Origin of the sequence: Alloscardovia theropitheci (assembly GCF_004332295.1) — a bacterium.
In the GTDB taxonomy this organism is placed as follows: Bacteria; Actinomycetota; Actinomycetes; order Actinomycetales; family Bifidobacteriaceae; genus Alloscardovia; species Alloscardovia theropitheci.
In genome coordinates this window covers 286,986-307,336 of record NZ_RXLP01000019.1, presented here as the reverse complement: position 1 = coordinate 307,336, position 20,351 = coordinate 286,986, and the positions used below count along the sequence as shown (strand labels likewise).

The 20,351-nt window shown below is 45.0% G+C and carries 19 protein-coding genes; 12 read left to right on the top strand and 7 right to left on the bottom strand.

What is annotated here, in order from left to right:
* Positions 1 to 15: 15 nt before the first annotated feature.
* The 4 genes from EJ419_RS04800 to EJ419_RS04785 form a co-directional block, all read right to left on the bottom strand.
* On the bottom strand, positions 16 to 2,382 hold the full coding sequence (locus EJ419_RS04800; protein ID WP_205668823.1) for a heavy metal translocating P-type ATPase: 2,367 nt from the start codon (positions 2,380 to 2,382) through the stop codon (positions 16 to 18).
* A 62-nt stretch (positions 2,383 to 2,444) separates the two neighbouring features.
* Positions 2,445 to 2,819 carry a cupredoxin domain-containing protein gene (locus EJ419_RS04795; protein WP_131284120.1) on the bottom strand — a complete coding sequence of 125 codons (375 nt, stop codon included), beginning with the start codon at positions 2,817 to 2,819 and terminating at the stop codon, positions 2,445 to 2,447.
* 80 nt (positions 2,820 to 2,899) lie between these two features.
* Positions 2,900 to 3,295, bottom strand: a complete 396-nt coding sequence (locus EJ419_RS04790) for a CopY/TcrY family copper transport repressor (protein ID WP_131284117.1) — start codon at positions 3,293 to 3,295, stop codon at positions 2,900 to 2,902.
* Between the two features lie 152 nt (positions 3,296 to 3,447).
* The gene (locus tag EJ419_RS04785; RefSeq protein WP_131284115.1) at positions 3,448 to 4,581 is read right to left on the bottom strand and encodes an alpha/beta fold hydrolase; all 1,134 of its coding nucleotides are present in this window, start codon (positions 4,579 to 4,581) and stop codon (positions 3,448 to 3,450) included.
* A 457-nt stretch (positions 4,582 to 5,038) separates the two neighbouring features.
* Between EJ419_RS04785 and EJ419_RS04780 the strand changes: the two genes are divergently transcribed.
* Genes EJ419_RS04780 through pknB form a run of 7 tightly spaced genes read left to right on the top strand, consistent with a single transcriptional unit; the run spans position 5,039 to position 14,244 of the window.
* Positions 5,039 to 5,737: an FhaA domain-containing protein gene (locus tag EJ419_RS04780; protein WP_131284113.1), complete on the top strand. Its 699-nt coding sequence runs from the start codon at positions 5,039 to 5,041 to the stop codon at positions 5,735 to 5,737.
* A gap of 30 nt (positions 5,738 to 5,767) precedes the next feature.
* Positions 5,768 to 6,334, top strand: coding sequence for an FHA domain-containing protein FhaB/FipA (locus EJ419_RS04775; protein ID WP_131284111.1), 567 nt, complete (start codon positions 5,768 to 5,770; stop codon positions 6,332 to 6,334).
* 4 nt (positions 6,335 to 6,338) lie between these two features.
* Positions 6,339 to 8,015, top strand: coding sequence for a Stp1/IreP family PP2C-type Ser/Thr phosphatase (locus EJ419_RS04770; RefSeq protein ID WP_240680337.1), 1,677 nt, complete (start codon positions 6,339 to 6,341; stop codon positions 8,013 to 8,015).
* A 19-nt stretch (positions 8,016 to 8,034) separates the two neighbouring features.
* A complete protein-coding gene (locus EJ419_RS04765) occupies positions 8,035 to 9,702 on the top strand; it encodes an FtsW/RodA/SpoVE family cell cycle protein (RefSeq protein WP_131284253.1) in 1,668 nt (555 codons plus the stop codon).
* Positions 9,702 to 11,168: a peptidoglycan D,D-transpeptidase FtsI family protein gene (locus EJ419_RS04760; protein ID WP_131284109.1), complete on the top strand. Its 1,467-nt coding sequence runs from the start codon at positions 9,702 to 9,704 to the stop codon at positions 11,166 to 11,168. The genes EJ419_RS04765 and EJ419_RS04760 overlap by 1 nt, the downstream gene beginning before the upstream one ends.
* Entirely contained in the window at positions 11,165 to 12,160 is a 996-nt protein-coding gene (locus EJ419_RS04755; RefSeq protein ID WP_131284107.1) for a serine/threonine-protein kinase, read from the top strand. Before EJ419_RS04760 ends, EJ419_RS04755 begins: the two co-directional genes overlap by 4 nt.
* The gene (pknB, locus tag EJ419_RS04750) at positions 12,157 to 14,244 is read left to right on the top strand and encodes a Stk1 family PASTA domain-containing Ser/Thr kinase (protein ID WP_131284105.1); all 2,088 of its coding nucleotides are present in this window, start codon (positions 12,157 to 12,159) and stop codon (positions 14,242 to 14,244) included. The genes EJ419_RS04755 and pknB overlap by 4 nt, the downstream gene beginning before the upstream one ends.
* Before the next feature lie 718 nt (positions 14,245 to 14,962).
* On the opposite strand, the gene EJ419_RS04745 is transcribed toward pknB, so the two are convergent.
* Positions 14,963 to 16,216: a class E sortase gene (locus tag EJ419_RS04745; RefSeq protein ID WP_131284103.1), complete on the bottom strand. Its 1,254-nt coding sequence runs from the start codon at positions 16,214 to 16,216 to the stop codon at positions 14,963 to 14,965.
* 41 nt (positions 16,217 to 16,257) lie between these two features.
* Positions 16,258 to 17,016 carry a DUF881 domain-containing protein gene (locus tag EJ419_RS04740; protein WP_131284101.1) on the bottom strand — a complete coding sequence of 253 codons (759 nt, stop codon included), beginning with the start codon at positions 17,014 to 17,016 and terminating at the stop codon, positions 16,258 to 16,260.
* Positions 17,017 to 17,100: 84 nt separating this feature from the next.
* On the opposite strand from EJ419_RS04740, the gene EJ419_RS04735 reads away from it, so the two are divergent.
* On the top strand, positions 17,101 to 17,595 hold the full coding sequence (locus tag EJ419_RS04735) for a cell division protein CrgA (protein ID WP_131284099.1): 495 nt from the start codon (positions 17,101 to 17,103) through the stop codon (positions 17,593 to 17,595).
* A gap of 89 nt (positions 17,596 to 17,684) precedes the next feature.
* On the opposite strand, the gene EJ419_RS04730 is transcribed toward EJ419_RS04735, so the two are convergent.
* Positions 17,685 to 18,497, bottom strand: coding sequence for a rhomboid family intramembrane serine protease (locus EJ419_RS04730; protein ID WP_131284097.1), 813 nt, complete (start codon positions 18,495 to 18,497; stop codon positions 17,685 to 17,687).
* A 128-nt stretch (positions 18,498 to 18,625) separates the two neighbouring features.
* Between EJ419_RS04730 and EJ419_RS04725 the strand changes: the two genes are divergently transcribed.
* The 4 genes from EJ419_RS04725 (at position 18,626) to EJ419_RS04710 (ending at position 20,288) form a co-directional block, all read left to right on the top strand.
* Positions 18,626 to 18,859 carry a hypothetical protein gene (locus EJ419_RS04725; protein ID WP_131284095.1) on the top strand — a complete coding sequence of 78 codons (234 nt, stop codon included), beginning with the start codon at positions 18,626 to 18,628 and terminating at the stop codon, positions 18,857 to 18,859.
* Positions 18,860 to 19,276: 417 nt separating this feature from the next.
* The gene (locus tag EJ419_RS04720; RefSeq protein ID WP_131284093.1) at positions 19,277 to 19,702 is read left to right on the top strand and encodes a sterol carrier family protein; all 426 of its coding nucleotides are present in this window, start codon (positions 19,277 to 19,279) and stop codon (positions 19,700 to 19,702) included.
* A gap of 105 nt (positions 19,703 to 19,807) precedes the next feature.
* Positions 19,808 to 20,041 (top strand): type II toxin-antitoxin system RelB family antitoxin, encoded by a 234-nt coding sequence (relB, locus tag EJ419_RS04715; RefSeq protein ID WP_131284091.1) that lies wholly within the window; start codon positions 19,808 to 19,810, stop codon positions 20,039 to 20,041.
* Complete coding sequence (locus EJ419_RS04710) at positions 20,025 to 20,288, top strand: type II toxin-antitoxin system RelE family toxin (protein WP_131284089.1); 264 nt, start codon at positions 20,025 to 20,027, stop codon at positions 20,286 to 20,288. The genes relB and EJ419_RS04710 overlap by 17 nt, the downstream gene beginning before the upstream one ends.
* Positions 20,289 to 20,351 lie beyond the last annotated feature (63 nt).

Here is a 20,351-nt window from a genome sequence, read left to right as displayed (position 1 = left end):
GCCAATTAGATTGCTCTATTCGACCTTGCTCACATTCAGAAGAAGTGAGCTAGCTAGAACTGAAACTGAACTCAACGCCATAGCTAAACCAGAGATTTCCGGATTAAGCACAAATCCGACACTAGCAAAAATTCCGGCGGCAATAGGTATGCCAATTACGTTATAAATTGACGCCCAGAATAGATTAAGAATAATGCGGTTAAACGTCTTTTTACTCATATCATAAGCTCGAACTACACCACGCAAATCATTATGAGTAAGTACTACCGAGCCAGCTTCTATCGCGATATCCGTCCCCGTTCCCATGGCAATTCCAACATCAGCTACACTTAATGCAGGTGCGTCATTAATACCATCGCCAACAAATGCAACTGTCGCTCCATCTGCACGCAAAGTCGAAATCACATCCGCCTTTTCTTGCGGAAGCACATCAGATATCACTTCGTCAATTCCCACTTTTTGAGCGATAGCATGAGCAACTTTTTCATTATCTCCCGTGAGCATCACCGTTCGCAAACCACGTTTTTTCAAAGATGCAATAGCCGATTGAGCTGACTCCTTCGGCGCATCTTGAATTGCTATAAGCCCTACGATTTTGTTATCGACACCAACAATTACCACAGTTTTAGCATCATTATTCATCTCACTCATACGTTTTCTCAGTTGCACATCGAAAGTATGATTCTCATGGATTTTCTCATTCCCGAGTACAACGACATGACCATCGATATGTGCACGTACTCCCAAGCCTGATAACGCCTCAAAATCATATGCCTCATTAAGTTCTATGCCTTCTTGCTGGGCACGCTCAGTTATCGCTCCAGCAAGAGGATGCTCAGAATTGCGCTCAACAGATGCAGCTAATCGCAAGACTTCATGAGCGTCGCCCACGATATCACTAACAATAGGCTTGCCTATTGTTAGTGTCCCCGTCTTATCAAAAACAACCGTATCAATTTTTGAGGTCTCCTGTAATGCAGCACCGTTCTTTATCAAGACACCCATGGCGGCGCTACGCGCAGTTCCCACCATTAATGCTGTAGGAGTCGCCAACCCCAATGCACAAGGGCACGCGATAATAAGTACAGAAACCGCATAAACCAAAGCATCTATTGGGCTTGCCCCTACAACGACAAACCATGTAAGGAAAGTAAGAATTGACAAAATCACAACAGTCGGGACGAAAATATGCGAAATCTTATCCGTAAGATTTTGTATCGGAGCATGACTTGATTGAGCTTGCTTTACAAAATCAACGATTTGCGCGAGCATCGTATTTGAACCAACTTTTTCCGCACGAAAAACTATCGTTCCCGTAGTATTTATCGTTGATCCTATAACAGCATCACCCACGCTCTTAGACGTTGGCATGCTTTCACCGGTAACCATTGATTCATCGATTGCTGTTCGCCCCTCAACAATCACACCATCTACGGCAATTTTTTCACCGGGTAGAACACGGATAATATCGCCAACTTTTAGTTCTTCACGTGGAATCTCGATATATGTCCCGTCGCGCAATACGTGAGCAGACTTAGTCTGCAAATCAAGTAATTTTTCAACCGCATGAGAAGCATTACTACGCATCTTTTCTTCAAATATCTGTCCCAGGAGTACGAAGAAAATAATAAATCCAGCGCTTTCAAAATAAACTGGTAACCCCATAAAAAGCGCAATAAGACTGTAGATATAGGCCACACCTGTGCCTAATGCCACAAGCGTATCCATATTCGCATTATGTTTTTTAAAGGACTGCCATGCGCTAGTCATAAAGGGAGCGCCGGAGGCGAGCATAATCGGGGTTGTCGCTATAAATGTCCCCCATCTCACCACCGTATGGCTCATCGTCCCGGTAAACATCCCTACCATGAGTACGAGCAAAACAGCGCCTAGTACAGCAGATATCCAGAAACGTTGCTGTAATCCAAGCGTATGTTTTATATCGTGCTGAGCGTCGTTATGATGCGAGCATGCATGCTTATTCGTGTCCATATGGCTCTGATTATGTTCGTGAGCATTCTCGCCGGTATGTACATGTTTATCTTTTACACAGCAATTCTTTTCTTCATGTATTTCGTGATTGCATTCTGTACACGTATTCGCGTTAGCCTCGCGCACGGTATACGAGCCCTTTTGCATATTCATACCACATGTAAATTCAAAAGTGCCGGTTTCCTGGGGAGTAAATTCGATATCGAAATCACTGTCCAGTGGAAGTTCCTCGTGAATACCTTCTTTTTCGAAAACTATGCTGTTATAGCATGCTGAAGGATTAGTTCGATGAAAAGTTATTCGTGCAGGTATGCCTTGTACAAGTTCAAAATGCTGTGGGTCATACCCTTGATTCGCCTCAATCCGAACTGTTTGCTCTCTGTTCATCATTTCTTCTCCCCGCTCTGCACTCTGCTCTCTCATGCATGATTGTTCAGTCATTATTTTCAGCGCTATTCGACGCGAATTTTTCCGTGCATCATGTTCATGCCACAGGCATAGTTAAATTCTCCTGCTTTATCTGGCTCTATCTGAATCGAGTATTTCTCACCTAAGGGCAAATCAGCCTGTACTCCAAAGTCTGGGAGTACAACTTGGTCCAAACATGATGATGGATCTTTCCGATTAAAAATAATTGTTGCTGGTTTTCCCTTTTCAAGTACTATCGTTTGAGGACTATATCCTCCCAATACCTCAACTTCAATTTCTTGATGGTTGCCCATTTGGGTTGCACGCGTACCATCTTGCTCGTGATTAGCGAAAAACCACCATATGATAAACGCTATCAATCCAATCCCAACAAGAACTACTACAATATTCGTAATCATCTTTCCTCATTTCATACAATTTCGTTAGTTCATTACCGTGCATTTATTAGATAATCCCATATTCAATAATCGCCGTGAATTCACAAACAATTACATGTCACATGCCCCACAGCTTCACGTTTCTTATCTTCTAACTGATTACGTAAGGTATTAATATCATCTGACGTAAAATCGCACTCATCGATGAGTTTCGAAATAAGATTCTTCACCTTTCGCGAGCATACTTTGTCGCGTATGTCTTCAGTCATAAGACAGATAGCATCATCTTGAGTAAGAAGCGCATGATACTCGTAAAAACCATTAACCTTATTGCGCTCAACCATAGATTTCTTTACTAATCTCGACAGAAGCGTCTTGACAGTTGAGTCCGTCCATTCGAACTGATCACGTATGATTTTTATCAGCTGCGAGCTTGTCATAGAGCCGCGCATCCATAAGATTTTCATGAGCCGCCACTCAGCATCAGATATCTGCATAGTTCCTCACACATAGATTACATTTGTAAACTACACCAAGCATAAGCATCGAGTTTACAAATGTCAACTCGATGTTTAGAGGAATTCCTGCGACTACCTTAATCCATATTTCCTATTGCAGAATCTATTGTATCTATCGTCTATTCGATGCCTTAATCGGCACGATATCCGAGAAAATCAAGAATTGTATCCACCATCTCGTGTACAACCTCAGTTTTCTCAGCTTCCATCTCATGACGTGAATGTGGCATTTTATATGCCGTAACAGGAGCTGGGCGTCCGTTTGACTCAGCCAGCTCATTAACTTCCTTATAGAAAGCTTCTTGCTGTTCAGTACTCACCCACGCATCATTTTCCACATAAAACATAAGAATATCTGACGTAATACGTGATTCATTTTCCGGACGGCGAATATACTGTGTAAGATTAATTGCAGCTTTAAGCCACCCATATGATGGAGCGTACATCTGGCTTGTCTCAACAGCACAACGATGTTCATGAAGCCACAAAGCACGGCCATGATTGAGACCACGCGCATAATTCTCATCAAAAATTGTATTGAATTCCAGCTGCTTACGCGATGGGTAAATGCGACTCTTACTTTTGAAGATTGCGCCTACGCTGGCCACAACTTTTGTCAGCCAATCAGGCAAAGTACTTCGAGGAGCAACCATTGGACACGTTAGGACGTACTTATCAACCAACGATGGCGCATGCTCAGCTAATGCTATTGCAATTCCTCCACCCATCGAATGACCGTACACATATACAGGAGCTTTGTCTCCAAAAGCTTGCTGAGCATGAGGACGTACAACAGATTGAATGAGTTTTTCAACGTCAGCTACATAACGTCGGTAATCATCAATCCAAATCACCCCTAGATCATCAACATCTCGAGGAGAAAGCCCATGCCCGCGATGTTCCGGAATGTAAATATCGTATCCAGCTTGCCAAAAATAATAGGCAATTTCAATCATATGTTCAACGGTTTCCGTGAAGCCATTAAGCATCACTATGCTCGGTGTATTCTCGCGCGGGTACTTGGCATCGATATGAACGTAATGCAGTCCCTCACCATTGTGTGCACTGCGTGGATGTGGAGCAACTTTCATTCCCCGAAAATCAGTGGTTTCCACGTCCTGCGGCCCTGCAGGCTCAAGCCATCCTTCAGACATAAACGCATCAAGAATGGCATGCACACCTTTCATGCCCATAAAATACGATTCATCTGTCGTATCATCAAGGAATGTGACGCCAAACTCAGCGGCGCGTTCATCTAGCTGCATCACTTCTCCTCAGGTACCTCTCTCAGCTGACGTTTTGTCTGCATTCAATTATCCGTATTTACTTATCGTTTAAAGTCTAAATCTCGACATTAACCATACATCCGTCGTACATCTGCCGACATATATCGTTATGTATACTACATTACAACCTTCTACTACTTTCAACGCGCCTATTTCCCATGATTTTCGTAAGATTTGTATCACATTTTTATCGTGAATTTTTCGAATATACTCATTAGTAATCCCGTTCTACGCCATAATGGCAACAACATAACGACATAACGCGCTAAGACATTCATCGTATATCGAATTTAAACCAAGAACGTGCCTGCTCGACACGTCATTATGCCCGTAGTTGTGTATGGCGTGTGTGAATGCGCGTAAAAATCTCTCAACTTAATCTTTTTGCATTAAAAATAGAGAATAGTTATGTGCATAGTTCTATGAAGGGGACAGCATGGGATTCTTGGATCGTTTGGAAAAGTCCGTAGAGGGCGCAGTCGAAGGTGCTTTCTCGCGTTTTGGCTCCAAAGATTTACAGCCAGTTGATCTTTCCAGTGCTTTGGAGCGTGAAATTGATGCGCAAAGTATGAGCGTAGGTCGCGATAGAACCGTAGCTCCGAATGAGTACCGTCTAAAGCTGTCAACACCTGATTTTGATAATATCGAAAAATGGGGTAGCGAAACTCTCGCGAACGAACTCGCAGATAACCTCACAAAGTATGCTGAAAGCCAGCACTATGCCTTTGTCGGTCCTGTTGTCGTTATTTTTGAGGAAGATTTAGACCTTGCTAAAGGCGATTTCAGCGTAAGCTCTGAATCTGTTCAAGGAAATGCTGCACCTGTTACCACTTCAGCTGGTACTAAGGATTGCCCAGTTCTTGAAATTAACGGTCGCCAATATCTTCTCACAGCAAACAAAACAATTATCGGCCGTGGATCATCTAGCGATATCGTTATCGACGATCCTGGAATTTCGCGAAACCATCTCGAAATTGATATTACAGATAATGGGGTAATCGCACGCGATATGGGGTCAACGAACGGAACTTATGTCGAAGGACACCAAACTCCTGCAGCTACTCTGCTTGATGGGAATACTATTACTATCGGTCGCACGCGCATCCTCTTTTGGACAAGCGCAGTATCAGAATAGCATTTAGTAATAGGTAGAATTAGCAATAGCATGACAGACTTAACTTTTGCCATTCTTAAGTATGGTTTCCTTATAGGTTTATGGATTTTCGTATGGCTTGCCGTCCGTGCAATTAATCGTGACATCGAGTCTCTCGCGCCTCATCGTTCCCGTCGCAGGGGGCGAAATCGTGATACGCAGCGCGAAGCAATGGTTGCGGTTAGTTCGCGTACCCCTGTAGTTGTCCCGACTGATAATTCTTTAGCATCGCAATATGCGGCTTCTTCCTCTTCCGCGCCGCTCACTCATAGCACCAATAACTATGCTCCTGCTGTATTAACAATTATCGATGGTCCATTATCAGGAACCACTATGCCTCTGAGCAGTGAACCGATTACATTAGGTCGCGCGGCAAATAATGATGTTATCCTCGATGACGAATTCGTTTCTTCTCATCATGCCCGCGTATTCCACGATGCTCACACCGGTCAATGGGCCGTTGAGGATCTCGGATCGACAAATGGTACGAAAGTTGCCGGCCAACCCATACATTCAGTATCGTTACTGTCTCCTGGAGTGCCAGTTCGCATTGGTGCTACCACATTCGAATTGAGGTAGACGAATGGCTCTTCATATGATTTCCACCACCGTTTCCGATATCGGCTTGGTGCGCAAAGATAATCAGGATTCTACTTTTTCCGGTGTTCGCCTTGTCGCAGTGTGCGACGGAATGGGTGGTCACGCTGGCGGAGACACCGCATCAACCATAGCAATTCGTTCTCTTGCCCATATTGAAACCATTCCGTTAACGGCTAAGCGTTCAAAAGCTGTCGAAGATGTATCAACAATGCTATCCACATCGGTTATTGCAGCTCATGACGCCATTGTAGGTCGCGCGCATCGCGAAAAACAGCTTGCTGGCATGGGTACAACAGTAACCGCTGTGGCGTTAGTCGCAGGATACTGGGTTATCGCTCATATCGGCGACTCACGTGCTTATTTGCTTCGTGAAGGCGAAATTACTCAGATTACTAAAGACCATTCGTACGTTCAGCATCTTATTGATACTGGTCGTATTACCGAAGAAGAAGCTAAATCACATCCACAACGAAATGTCGTTATGCGAGTACTGGGTGATTTTGATATTGATCCACGTCCTGATATTTCAGTGCGTAAAGCGCAAGCTGGAGATCGCTGGTTATTATGCTCCGATGGCCTTTCGGGGTCAGTAAGCGATAGCTCGATTCGCGATACCCTCATGACACACCCACACTTACAAGAATGTGCTCAAACTCTTGTATCTATGGCAGAAAAGGGCGGAAGCACTGATAATGTTTCTGCGGTTATTGCCGATGCTTACGACGTACAAGATACGGATTCGCCTATTTCCATGGCAAACGCATCAACAAAAATGTGCCTAGTCGGCGGAGCAGCAAGCAAAGAGCCTCAGCCAATCGCAGATACTTTAAACATGCTCGTGGCTGTTGCACCTCGCTTCGTAGCGGACGACATTCTTAATTCCCCAGCTCTTAAAGCAGCTCAATTAACAAATTCTACAAACGAGCAGACACAGCAAACACTGCCAGAAACGTCTTCAGATGCTAATACCCACAGCACAAATGACGAGGATTCGGACCGCGATAGTTTATCTATAGCTTCCCATGATTTCACTTCAGATACAAGTGATGACGACTTTGATTCCTTGTACGAAGTGCAACGTATCGTTCCACCAAGCTATGCAGGACATGATGGTGATGAAGCTCTTGAGATTGCTGCTACCGGTGAAATTCCTATAGTTCGCAAGAATGACGGATCTTTAGCAGATGACCCACATGACCCCGATGTGGCCGAAGCCTTGCGCATGAAACGTCGCGAAGAAGCTGAGATCAACCGAAAGCGTAAAGTTCGTTTGCGTATTATCCGTATCGTCGCAAGCCTTGTGGTGCTTCTTACTATCATTACTGGCGGTATCGTCTCTTATAACTGGAGCCAAAGCCAATACTTTGTTAAGGATAATAATGGTGTTGTAGCCATTTACCAAGGTGTCGATACGAATATCTTCGGTTATTCGCTCAATCATGTGTTAGAGGATTCTGACGTTTCGCTTCGCTCTTTGCCACAGGGATGGCGCGAGCGCGTTCGCCGCGGTATTAATGTCAACGGTTATCGAGATGCGCGAAATATTATTCAAAGCTTAGAACGTCAAATTGAATCTTCCCAGACTGATTCAACGGATAGCGCTACCACGAACAACACAAGCAGTTCTAATTCACAAGCAGGGAGCTCAAGTGAAAACTAAGCTCATTCCTAATATTGTTATGCTTGTTCTCATCACTGCACTCGCATCTGTCGGGTTCATCCATATGTTTCAGCGTGTAACAGACAACGTTGCGCAGCGTTATATTATGGCGCTTGGAGCTATCGCTGTTCTTGGCATTATTGCGTGGATCGTAGTAAGCACAGTAAAGAAATATGCCAATCAGAATATCTTATTTGGCGTTATTCTTCTTACTTTGATCGGGTGTATAGAAATCATTCGTATTGATTATGAAAATGCTAGTTTTGGATACACAAGCGCCGCTGGTTTTAATCAATTGGTTTGGTTTATCCTCTCACTCGTCCTCATGACGATAATCATGGTTACTATTAAGGATTATCGAATTTTCCGTAAATTTGGATATCTTTCCATGGTTATTGGACTCATACTGCTCTTCTCTCCAATGATTCCAGGGTTGGGAGTGTCAATAAATGGTTCTCGCATTTGGATAAATATCCTTGGTCACAGTGTCCAGCCTGCTGAATTTGCGAAGATTTTCATGGCTTTCTTCTTCGCCTCCTATCTCTTTGATCATCGTGATCAGCTAGCTGTAGGTGGCAAAAAAATCGGCGCAATGCACTTGCCACGATTACGCGATTTTGGACCAATTATCGTAGTATGGTCCGCATGCATGGGCGTCCTTGTTTTGCAAAAAGATTTGGGAACAGGGCTACTCTTCTTTGCAATGTTCGTATGCATGCTCTACGTGGCCACAGGTCGCATCAGCTGGATAATTATTGGCTTCATCTTCTTCGTTCTAGCAGCTTTTGTCGCGGTTCGATTATTTAGTCATGTGGGCAATCGTGTTGAAGCATGGCTACATCCATTTGATAATCGAGTTTACCAAGCAGTTGGAGGTTCCCAGCAGTTAGTTACTGGCATCTTTGGATTAGCTTCCGGTGGTTTATTTGGTACTGGACTCGGTCAGGGATATCCTGCCTTAACGCCTCTGGCGAACTCCGACTTCATCTATTCGTCACTGGGTGAAGAGCTCGGGCTTACGGGTCTTTTCGCCATCTTGGCTATTTATTTGGCAATTATTGGCACGGGAATTGTCACAGCTATTAAGGTAAAAGACGGTTTTGGAAAGCTTCTCGCTTCTGGGCTGGTCTTTACCATGGCATTCCAAATTTTCACGGTTGTAGGCGGTATTACACTTGTTATCCCTCTAACCGGTCTTACTCTTCCGTACATGGCTGCCGGTGGATCAAGCCTTATCGCTAACTGGACTGTTGCCGCTCTTTTGCTTATTATTTCGCATCAAGCGAATAAGCCTGAAGAAGATGTCAGTTCTGATACTTTTGCTATGGCTGCTATGGAAGTTATTAACGAGAAGAAAGCACAGGAGCAGCGTAAGAGTAAAGCACGTCACGCTTCGCGTGAAGTTGTCTCAGAAGCTATACCCGCTGGTGATCAGCCAACTATAGCCGAAATTGTGGGCGATTCTTCTGATGATAATTTAGATTCTACTCACAGCGCTGGTAGTGATAATACCGTTTCCATGCATACTAGCGCCGAAACGACTATGCTTAATACCGTTGAGGCATCTCATGCGCCTGACATGCGTGAGTATGAGCCAGGCAATCATGAGTTGAGTGACTCTGAGCTAGCTCAGGACGATACACGTACGGATAATGCCGATAAGAAACTTACGGAAGGAGATGAATAATGAATCGTACATTGCGTCATATTTTCTACGTCATTATTGCTCTTTTCACGCTTCTTGGCATCTCCTCAAGTATTTTGACGGTGATTCGTTCTGAGTCTCTTAACTCAGATACGCGAAATACCCGTGCTCTCTATCATGAATATGCGCAACCACGTGGCTCAATTCTTGCAAGTGACGGCACTGAGCTCGCACGGTCTACTGAATCAAATGATATTTTCTCATACCAGCGTTCATACGCTTCTGGGCCTGTTTATGCACCTGTAACAGGTTATTTCTCAGTTACTGTACGCGCTGATCGTGGTATTGAAGCATCACGCAATTCTCAATTATCGGGTCAATCAAGTGCTCTATGGATTTCCCGTTTGCATAATCTGATTACGGGAGCTAAAGATTCCGGCGCAATTATTACCACTTCTATTGATACCAAATTGCAAAATCTAGCATATGAATTACTTCAGCAAAATGGTTACGACGGATCTGTGGTCGCAATGGAACCAACAACAGGGCGTATCCTCGCCATGGCTTCAACTCCAAGTTATGACCCTAATGCATTAGCAAGCCATAATACAAAAGAAGTTGCGCAAACGTATTCTGAGCTGGTGCAAGGTAATAATAGTCCGCTCATCAATCGTGCTACTAACCAGTTGTATTCACCGGGATCAACGTTCAAAGTTGTTGTCGCTGCAGCAGCACTAGAATCCGGAAATTATAACGCTGATTCTATGATTCCTGCTGGATCGGGCTATACACTTCCTGGAACAAGTACAGTTTTGCCTAATGCTGTTTCTCAAGGCGATGGCGTCAATGGCGAAATTTCACTCACAAATGCACTCACTTATTCATCTAATACCGCGTTCGCGCAGCTAGGCGTTGCTCTCGGACAAGATAGTATTGAAAGCATGGCAAAGAAATTGGGATACGGAAGCACTATCAATATCGATGGTAGCGACAATATCGGCGTTCCTATGCAAGCCGTTGCTTCGAACTTCCCAAGCTCTCAGTCGGCAGATAAGCTGGCTTTGAGCTCTATCGGCCAGTCCAATGTCACAACGACGCCACTGCTTAATGCGATGATTGCATCTACTGTGGCAAACAACGGTGTCATGCTCAAGCCAACTCTTGTAGATACAGTACGAGCAAGCGATTTGTCGGTTATTTCTCAGCGCAGCAACACGGTTCTATCCGAAGCCTTTAGCGCGAACACTGCTTCGCAGCTCAATACTATGATGCAATCAGTTGTCGATAACGATACCCCGACTTTGCGTATGAATAATATACGTATCGCTGCTAAGACGGGAACTGCAGAGCTAGGCGACGGAACCAACAACGGCTGGCTCATGGGTTTTGCCCCTGCAGATGGAACTCCACGTATAGCAATTAGTATTGTTCTTCATGGCATTCGCGGTTATGGTATACAGGAGGCTGGTCCGATTATGCGTTCACTCATCCAGGAGTATCTCCAATGAGATTAGTAGAAGGTCAATTAATTCACCGTCGTTACCGCTTGGATAAGAGATTAGCTCAAGGCGGCATGGGCGAAGTATGGCGCGGCGAGGATATGGAAATCAACCGTACCGTTGCTATCAAAGCTATGCGTGCAGATTTAACAGTGGACGATTCCAAGATTCGCCGTCTTCGTGCTGAAGCGCGCAATTCCGCGAACCTCGCGCATCCAAATATCGCTGCTCTATTCGAATATTACGAAGACAACGGCATCGGTTACCTCATTATGGAGTATGTACCAAGCCCAAGCTTGTCAGAGATTTATAAAAAACGAGGAGCATTACCAGCAACAGAGCTTCTACCTATTCTCATCCAAACAGCTCGTGGACTTTTCGTAGCGCATTCGCATGGAATTATTCACCGCGATGTAAAGCCTGCTAATATTATGGTTTCCGACACAGGTGAAGTAAAAATAACTGATTTTGGAGTATCGTATTCCACCGATCAGGGGCAAATTACTCAAGATGGTATGGTTGTAGGTACTGCACAATATATCTCTCCTGAACAAGCTCAGGGCGAGCAAGCAACTCCGCAATCAGACATTTATTCCCTTGGTGTAGTCGCTTATGAAGGGCTGTGCGGCCGTCGGCCATTTACCGGAAAAACTCCGGTTGATATAGCAGCGGCGCATGTTAATGAACCAGTACCACCGCTACCGGATTCCGTTGATTGGCAACTAAGCGAATTCATCATGAGTATGCTTGCGAAGAATCCTGCGGACCGACCAGAAAATGCTTTAGTTATTTCGCGTACGCTTGCCAAGATTGAGCGGCGATTGCTTGACCGGGAAGCTGAAGAAATTTCGGGCGAATTTAATCGTTACACGGATCATGCACCGAGAGCACGGTTAAACGCAAAAACGCAACAAGACTTACCAGAACCGCGTATTATACGTAGCGCACAATTTTATCCACGATTTATTTATACAGCAGACGCAAAGGAAGGCGAACGATGAGTATCTTTACACCATCGACACTCTCGCGCGGACGATACACCGTTGGTGAACTTATCGGTCACGGAGGTATGGCCGAAGTACGCAAGGGAATCGATACACGTTTAGGACGTACAGTCGCTATTAAGATTATGCGCTCTGACTTAGCAAACGATGAAACCTTCTTGAAGCGTTTCCGACTTGAAGCACGATCTATCGCTTTGCTGAACAACCCAAACATCGTATCCATTTTCGATACTGATGAAGAGGAGATCACTGATCCTGATACCGGGCGCACTGTTCGCTTGCCATATATCGTTATGGAGTATGTCAAGGGTCAGACGCTTCGCGACATTCTCAAGGTCAATGGCTCGCTCAACCAACGCGATACGAGCCAGATTATGCTCGGCATGCTCAATGCTCTGGAATATTCGCATCGCATGGGAATCATTCACCGTGATATCAAGCCTGGAAATATCATGATCAGTGAGCAAGGGGCAGTCAAAGTCATGGACTTTGGTATTGCGCGTATGCTTGATGATTCAGCTGCTACTCTTACACAAAATCAAGGTGTAGTTGGTACTGCTCAGTATTTGAGTCCTGAACAGGCTCGTGGTGAGGTCGTTGACACTCGCTCTGATTTATATTCTGCCGGATGCGTGCTCTATGAAATGCTTACTGGTCGCCCACCATTTACAGGTGACTCAGCAGTAGCTATCGCTTATCAGCATGTCAGTGAGTCTGCGCCAAAACCAACGGATATTATCCCAGCATTAAATCCAATTTGGGATGCTGTCTGTGCTAAGGCAATGGCAAAGGATCGTACGCAACGGTATGCAACTGCTGCTCAGTTCCGCAAAGATATCGCAACTATCGCCGCAGGTGGTACACCTGTTATCGAAGGTGTAGATACTGCAGCATTAGCTGGAGCTGCAGGAATTGCAGGAGCAGCTGCTGGGGGCGCTGCCGCGGCAGCTGGAGCGACCACAGGTACTGATACAGAGACGAGCGCGACTCAAACCATTCCACGTACTCAAAGCATCCCTGTCGATGGAACTCAATCCCTTGATAACATCGACTTTAATGATGAGGGAGTCGCAAACTTAGCAAACTCCACAGCTCAGGCAACTCCTCCAAGTCGCTCTGCGCAGCGTCAGCAGGCGCTGGCTCAGAAGCAAAAGAAGCGTAAGCGTATCATCATTTGGTCATCCATTATTACTGCAGTCATTATCATCGCCTCTATCGGCGGCTGGTGGTTCATGAGCCGAGCTCAAGCAAATGCGACCGTTCCAACGATTACGGCCTCGATGACTCAAGCTCAGGCAAAGGAAGCTGTCGAACAGGCAGGATTCGTCTTCCAAGCAGAAGTTGATTCAGAATCATCTGCAGATGCTGGCACCTTTACTAAACAAGACCCAGCTGGTGGAAGCTCCGCCGCACGCGGATCCACGGTTCATGTGTGGTTCTCGTCTGGACCACAATCAGTAGCTGTCCCAGATGTATCAGGCATGTCACAGGCCGAGGCGCGTGCTGCTCTCGAGCAGGCAGGATTTAAGGTAGGTTCTACATCTTCTGAGGACTCGGATAGCGTTGATAAGGATCAAGTCACTCGTACTGATCCAGCATCTGGTTCTAATGCAGCGCGTGGCTCCACGGTGAAGATTTTCATTGCTAGTGGTAATTCATCAGTTCCGACGGGACTTACCGGTCAGACTCAGGACGCCGCAACGAAAATCCTTACATCGCATCACTTTAACGTCGTAGTGCGTGAAGGAGACTACAGCGATAGCGTTCCAGCCGGCTCGGTGGCAAGTGTGGAACCTGGCGAGGGGTCCTCAGTCTCACGCGGTTCCACTGTGACGTTGGTTATTTCTAAGGGCGCGCGACCGACTGAGACTGTTCAGCTCAATCCGGGCTTGTATGTAGGTCGCGGATATCGTGACGCGGTATCGCTGCTTACCGACCGTGGATTTGCTTCTATCGCTTCACAGGACGGTTCTACTCCAAGTGATAATGCAACTGTAACGCATATATATGCAAATGGTACTGAAGTAACTCAAACCACTGATGTGCCAAAGGATGCAACGATTACGTTGAGCACACGGTAACTAGCGCATCATACGTAAAGCGCGCATTATCTAACTTCAACAAGATGGGTTTGGGCTTATCGCTAGATGATAAGCCCAAACCCATCTCATAACTACCGACATCTCTTCCTACAGTGGCACATAGTGCGTTGCATAAAAGAACACACCGTGTGATTGGCTATCGTAAAAGATAACAAGAAGACTTGTATCCTTAATCGTTATTCTTTGATACTGGAGAGTCGGAAACCGTAAGAGAAGCTTTCGATATAGAAAAAGTCTAATTTACTTCCTCAATCAAGTTCTTTATCCGTTTCTCTGATAACTGTAAAATTGGCGAAAATTATTTGGATTAACGATTCCATGGGTGGAACGTGCTCACTCCGTTTCACTACTGTGAGCGAACCGTAGCACATGTGTCCGTCCCATCCATCTTCTTGATGCAATGACCCAATTTTCACGCCTGCTGAAACTTGTACACCATACATCGATAGAAGATATTGCTCAGATCGATTCCGATATGATATTGTCCACAAGAAAACCGATAAGACTCGCACATCATCGCGCTACAACTGCAACGTTCTGCCATGTTTCCTCAACATCTTCCCGCTCCCATAGCAGAGTAATACAGAAAAAATATCTCCCATCGCACACCGATGGGAGATATCATACGGATCGTGATTTTAATATAAGAGCAAACCACACGAGCGCACGTTTTGCAACTAGGCTAGCGCCTTACTCCTTAGTTAACAGCTACGTAATTCGACGATACTTGCAAGTATGGGATATGCGTTGCAGCCCATGGATACCCCCATTTGAAGAGCACGACAGCCACAAGTAATGCGGCAATGACAGCAAGCACTATACGCACAGGCATGATTCCCGGCTGTATACGCATAAACCAACCATACAGACTAAAGAATCCACGCTCATCCTTATCGCGCTCCATATACGCACGCAATGCTGGCCAGCGCCAAGCCACAGCTCCAGCAATAGCTATAACTACGTAAGCGACTACAAGCCACAAAGCCACCGTGCTTAGCTCAGGAATACGTGAAGATAGAGAGCGCGCTGAATCAGTAGTAAATGTCACCTTACCGTCAGATGATTTCTGCGCTAAAACGCTTGGAACGCCATCAGCAACCTTTGACCAGCCTACAAGTTTTCCGTGAACAATCAAACGATGCGTAGCCGTAGCATACTTTGGCTCGCAAGTAGTAAGCGTGATATAGCGTTCAGTTGGAGTTGCACCCGTTTTTCCAGGAACCGGAGCAATCACATCGTATTTATCTGGAGTAACAATTTCCGTGCTGTCATACTGATAGACATACCAATAATCCTGCGTGCGCATCACAATATAGTCGCCTTTGGTGAGCTGATCAGCATTACCTAATGGTTCGCCATACCCTGCACGATGTCCTGCGATAGCGAAATTGCCCACTTCTCCCGGCTTCTGCGTATCGCTATAGTGTCCGAGTCCATGACGATTAAGCTGAGCATCATCGGTTCCCTCAACTAATGTACGGCTCCAATTCTGACCAAAACGTGGGATATACAGCTTTCCAAGCGTTGCTCCATAAGAGTATGAGCCTTCTTGCACTGGAGCTGTATCTGGCGAATTATCCGGCGCTATCTTCGTGCTGCCATCCTGGGAAGCGGGCGCTGTCCATGATGAAGTCGTTGAGTCATTAATCTGTGTCTTTTCCGCTTCAACTCCGGTCCACCACAACTGCCACACGATATAGAGCGCACATACAACCGCAAAAGTAAGGAATACTTCACCAATTACACCAAGCGTCGTGTTAATAATACGACGACGTTTAATTGACTCTGGGTTTACAGTTTTATGAAGGGCTTTATATCGTGCACGCTTACTTTTTGAGGCACTTTTTGCCGCCCTTTTTGAGCCACTCGTTGAAGCGCGTGACGTGTCGGCCGTATCCGGATTATTGTCAACCTGGAAGTCGGACTCTGTCTTCGTCGTCTCGTCGGTCATTTTTCCCCTTATCCGCCGCTTCGTGTTTCACAATCGCGGTTTTAGCGTCGTGTTGAGGCGTATTTCATGGTCTGCGCAGGAACCGTCACTTCTTCAAAGTTCAGATTCTGATTTGTCTCAAACTTCCAACCCAAACCATCAGCATCTACGTATTGTTTATAAATTTTTACAGCTTCTGAATTATTAATTGTATCGCTGAGCATGTCTATGTCGCCGATAGCGGAAATTTTATACGGTGGTGCAAACTGTTTACCGTTGAGCAAGAGGACATTCCCAATACATTTAATTGCTGACGTAGGCATTAATCGCTGGTCTTGAATAGTTATCGCTTCCGCGCCTCCTGCCCACATCGCATTAACGACTGCTTCAATATCTTGCTGATGGACGACGTAATCGTTTGGGTTGGCATCTTTACTTCGTGCCGCTTGTTCCCATCGCTGTGAGTCATCAAGTGTTACGGTAACGCCTTTTCCTTCAATTTGAGGGAAGGTATTGGATGCAGAATCAGATGTAGTACTATCTGCATTAGAACCAGACATTACGCGCTGGAGAGTATCTATCTTCTGAGCCGTAGAATCAATGTCTTTCTGTAGTTCACTAATTCTTTTCTGGCGACTTGAAATAACGTCCGCTGTATTCGAATGATATGTATTGCCAGGATTGCGAACGTTCGTTACTGCTACCCATCCCACAAATGCAAATGAAATAAAAATCGTTATAGCGCTGATGAGTCCATTGCGTTTTGAGTGGCGTCCGCGCCTCTTTTTAAAAGGAAATCGTGACCTAGCTGTGCTACTCATAAGACACCGCCTCTCACGCACTATCGGAATTCCCGAGCTTTTATTACTATATCTATTAGCATAAACCAAAAAGGAGAAGCTTTCATGGCTGAAAACGATGAAACACGTGATAACTCTCAAGAGCTGATCGACGATGTTGCCGAAACAGTGAAAGAAGCAGCAGAAGAGACAGTAGCTGAAGTTGAAACTGCTGAGGCAGAAACTGAAGTTGCTGAAGAAGTAGCTGACGTTGAAGAGGAAGTAGAAGAACTTACCGCCGAAGCACTGGCGGGACAGCGTGCTGCTGAGGCATTGAAAAAGACGTTGGATAATCCAGACAGCTTGAACTCAAGCGTTCAAGCTGCTGTAAAGCGTACCGAGGAAGAAACTCGTCGCGTAGAGAAAGCTGTAAAGCAGACAAAGTCGAATCCAGTATGGTTCGTTCCTCTGTTTAGCTTCTTCCTCGTTCTCGGCTTGGTATGGGTCATTGTTTACTACATCCAAAGTGGTTACCCTATTCCTGGCATTGGCACATGGAACTTACTTATCGGCTTCGCAATTATGATGGTCGGTTTCGTTCTCATGATGTTCTGGCATTAAAGCCAAGTTGTATCGTTCAAATACGACTGTGGGGCTGCTCGAGTTTACATTTGCTCAAGCAGCCCCACAGTCGTATTTTCTAAGAACCATTACTGTCCAAACATCGCTGCCATCAGTGCGCGTGCCACAAGAGGATAAAGAATCCATACAGCGATAAGAATTATCGCGCATAAACTACCGTAAATAGCCATACGTTTATTGATACTAGCCGATTTCAACCCTCGCAAACCATTCATCATCAGAGTAGATAAAATTGCACCCGTAATGAATCCGCCTATATGGGCTTGCCATGCGATATTTCCAAAGAAAATTGGAAGTATGAGGAAGAAGAACAGGAATAAAGTCATAGAGCGCATCTGAGTACCGAGTTGTCTATAAACAGTAAGCATTGCTCCAAACAATCCATAAATTGCTCCAGATGCCCCCACAGCAGATGAATACGCTAGTGATGGCCATACTGCATACAGCACGCTACCACCCAGCAAACTCACCATATACATTCCCAAAAACGCCCAATGCCCTAACAACTTCTCCAGTTCACGTCCCACAACATACAGCGTGAGCATATTCATGAGAATATGCAAGAAATTCGCGTGTAAAAATCCTGAAGTCACAAGCATCCATGGATGCGTATAGGACATGCTTGGAATAAGCGAAAACAAGCTCATAAAGGCAGAGTATCCGCCTGGGATAAAGCGCGTGAGAACTTGTACTGCAAATACGACAACATTGATAGCTATCAGCACAATGGTGATATTTGGCCCATTCATACGCCAATTATTTGACCATTGACGTGCAAAGCGCTGCCAACTCTGAGTCATACTTTCATGAGTTTTATTAGGATTGCGAGGATCCCATGGCCCTGCTGGTCCCGAGCTTCCTCTTGTAAAGGGATTTGCCATACGACTATCTTAGCGGAAATCCGAATCGCCGAAATTTTTCACTTGCACACCAACTTCACAATTACACGGTAGAATAGTAATCAATACTCGCCATAGATGGTGAGTGACATGGACGAAAGGAGCACTATATGGAGAACAATCGATCTGGTAATGGCTGGAAGTTCTTCGCGCTACTGTTTGGCGCTTTGCTCGCAGGCGTCGTAGGTTTGTATATCTACAGGCAGCAGAACCCAGAGTATGATCCATGGGAGGAACCATGGGAGAACTCTTCATCTCCTGTCGATTTAGGCAACAGTGCAGCTAAAGAAGTTGCTGCGGATTTTGATGATGTTGCAGACGAAGAAGATACACCTGAAGAGTAGATAGCGAAACTCAGTTATTACTTTACGGTAATACAGAGGAGCCGTTCCGATACCGTGTAAGACATGTCGCTGAATGCAAAGATGTGTTAAAGAATCGATACAAGATATATAAAGATATAGGTATCACGATTGGCATAACGAGCAGACAGCTTACAATGTGAGTTTAAGCGGAACTCAGATGAGGCGACTGAAGTATTACCCCAGCCCATGGGTTGTATATCAACGGGCATAATGTTTAAGGCCGTGAGGTCACAAGGGAAGCACCACAATTGGTATTGCGAGCGCTTCCCTTTTTGTTTTCACTTATCATAACCTAGTCGTGATTTATAGAGCAAAGCACTCATCGTTGCACAATAATGCACATCTCAAATTTTGCATTCGGCTGTGAGTTCGGTTTGCACATGTAGAATTCCTTATATGCCAGTTATCAAGGAATCAGATATTTTTGAAGGTGAAACTGCTCTTAAGAAGTGGTCGCAGAGTGCCCGTGAGCTTGCACATACTGCTCATTCTATGGACGATCTCTTAACAATTTACCCAAAGCTTTCTCGCCGTGAAATGGCAATGGCTGTACGTTACTCTCTTTATATGCTTCAACTTCGTGCTCCTGGACCAGGCGTCGAAGTACGAGTAGCTCCTTTTGCTGCTGTTAAAGTTCTCGAAGGACCAAAATCCGATCCCCATAATCTCACTCCTCCAGATGTCATCGAGCTTGAACCTGATGTGTGGTTACGACTCGTATGTGGCATCACAAACTGGTCGCAGGAGAAAGACGCCGGACATATTTCAGCTATGGGAATCCGTGATGATTTGAGTAGTTTGTTGCCATTGCCAATTGGCTAATCACCACCATATTCCCCAATACTCAATATTGATATTTGCGTATATCTTGTATTGCACTGCAATACAAGATATACTTATTTACATTGGTGCAGGAAGGAAATAATTATGAACATGACAACGGCACTTCGCGTAAATCAGAATCTTCTTGAGCGCTATAAAAATCTTGCCAAAGCTACAGATAGATCTCGCTCCTACTACATGAATAAAGCTCTTGAAGATAGCATTGCGAGATTTGAATATGAATATGGAATTCTAAAAGATTTGGAGGAATACCGTAGTGGCAAGGAGGAAGCATATAGTCTTGATGAAGTAAGGAAGCATCTTGGCTTGGAAGATTAAAGTTCTTAAAAGAGCGGAGAAGGCTCTCCATAAACTCGACCGACAAATTGCTGAACGCATTATCACTGAACTTGAAGAAATATCTCAACTAGATAATCCCAAATCTAGAGGTAAGGCATTAGTTGGTAACCTATCAGGATTATGGCGTTACCGTGTCAATGATTACCGCATAATATGCTCGATAGAAAGTGAGGAGATTGTTATCGCGGTAATCGATATTGGTCATAGATCAAAAATATACGCATAGCATCCCATCTCGTTGCCTCATATATGTGCACGTACCTTCAGCTTCTCTTCTGTATAGTCCTTA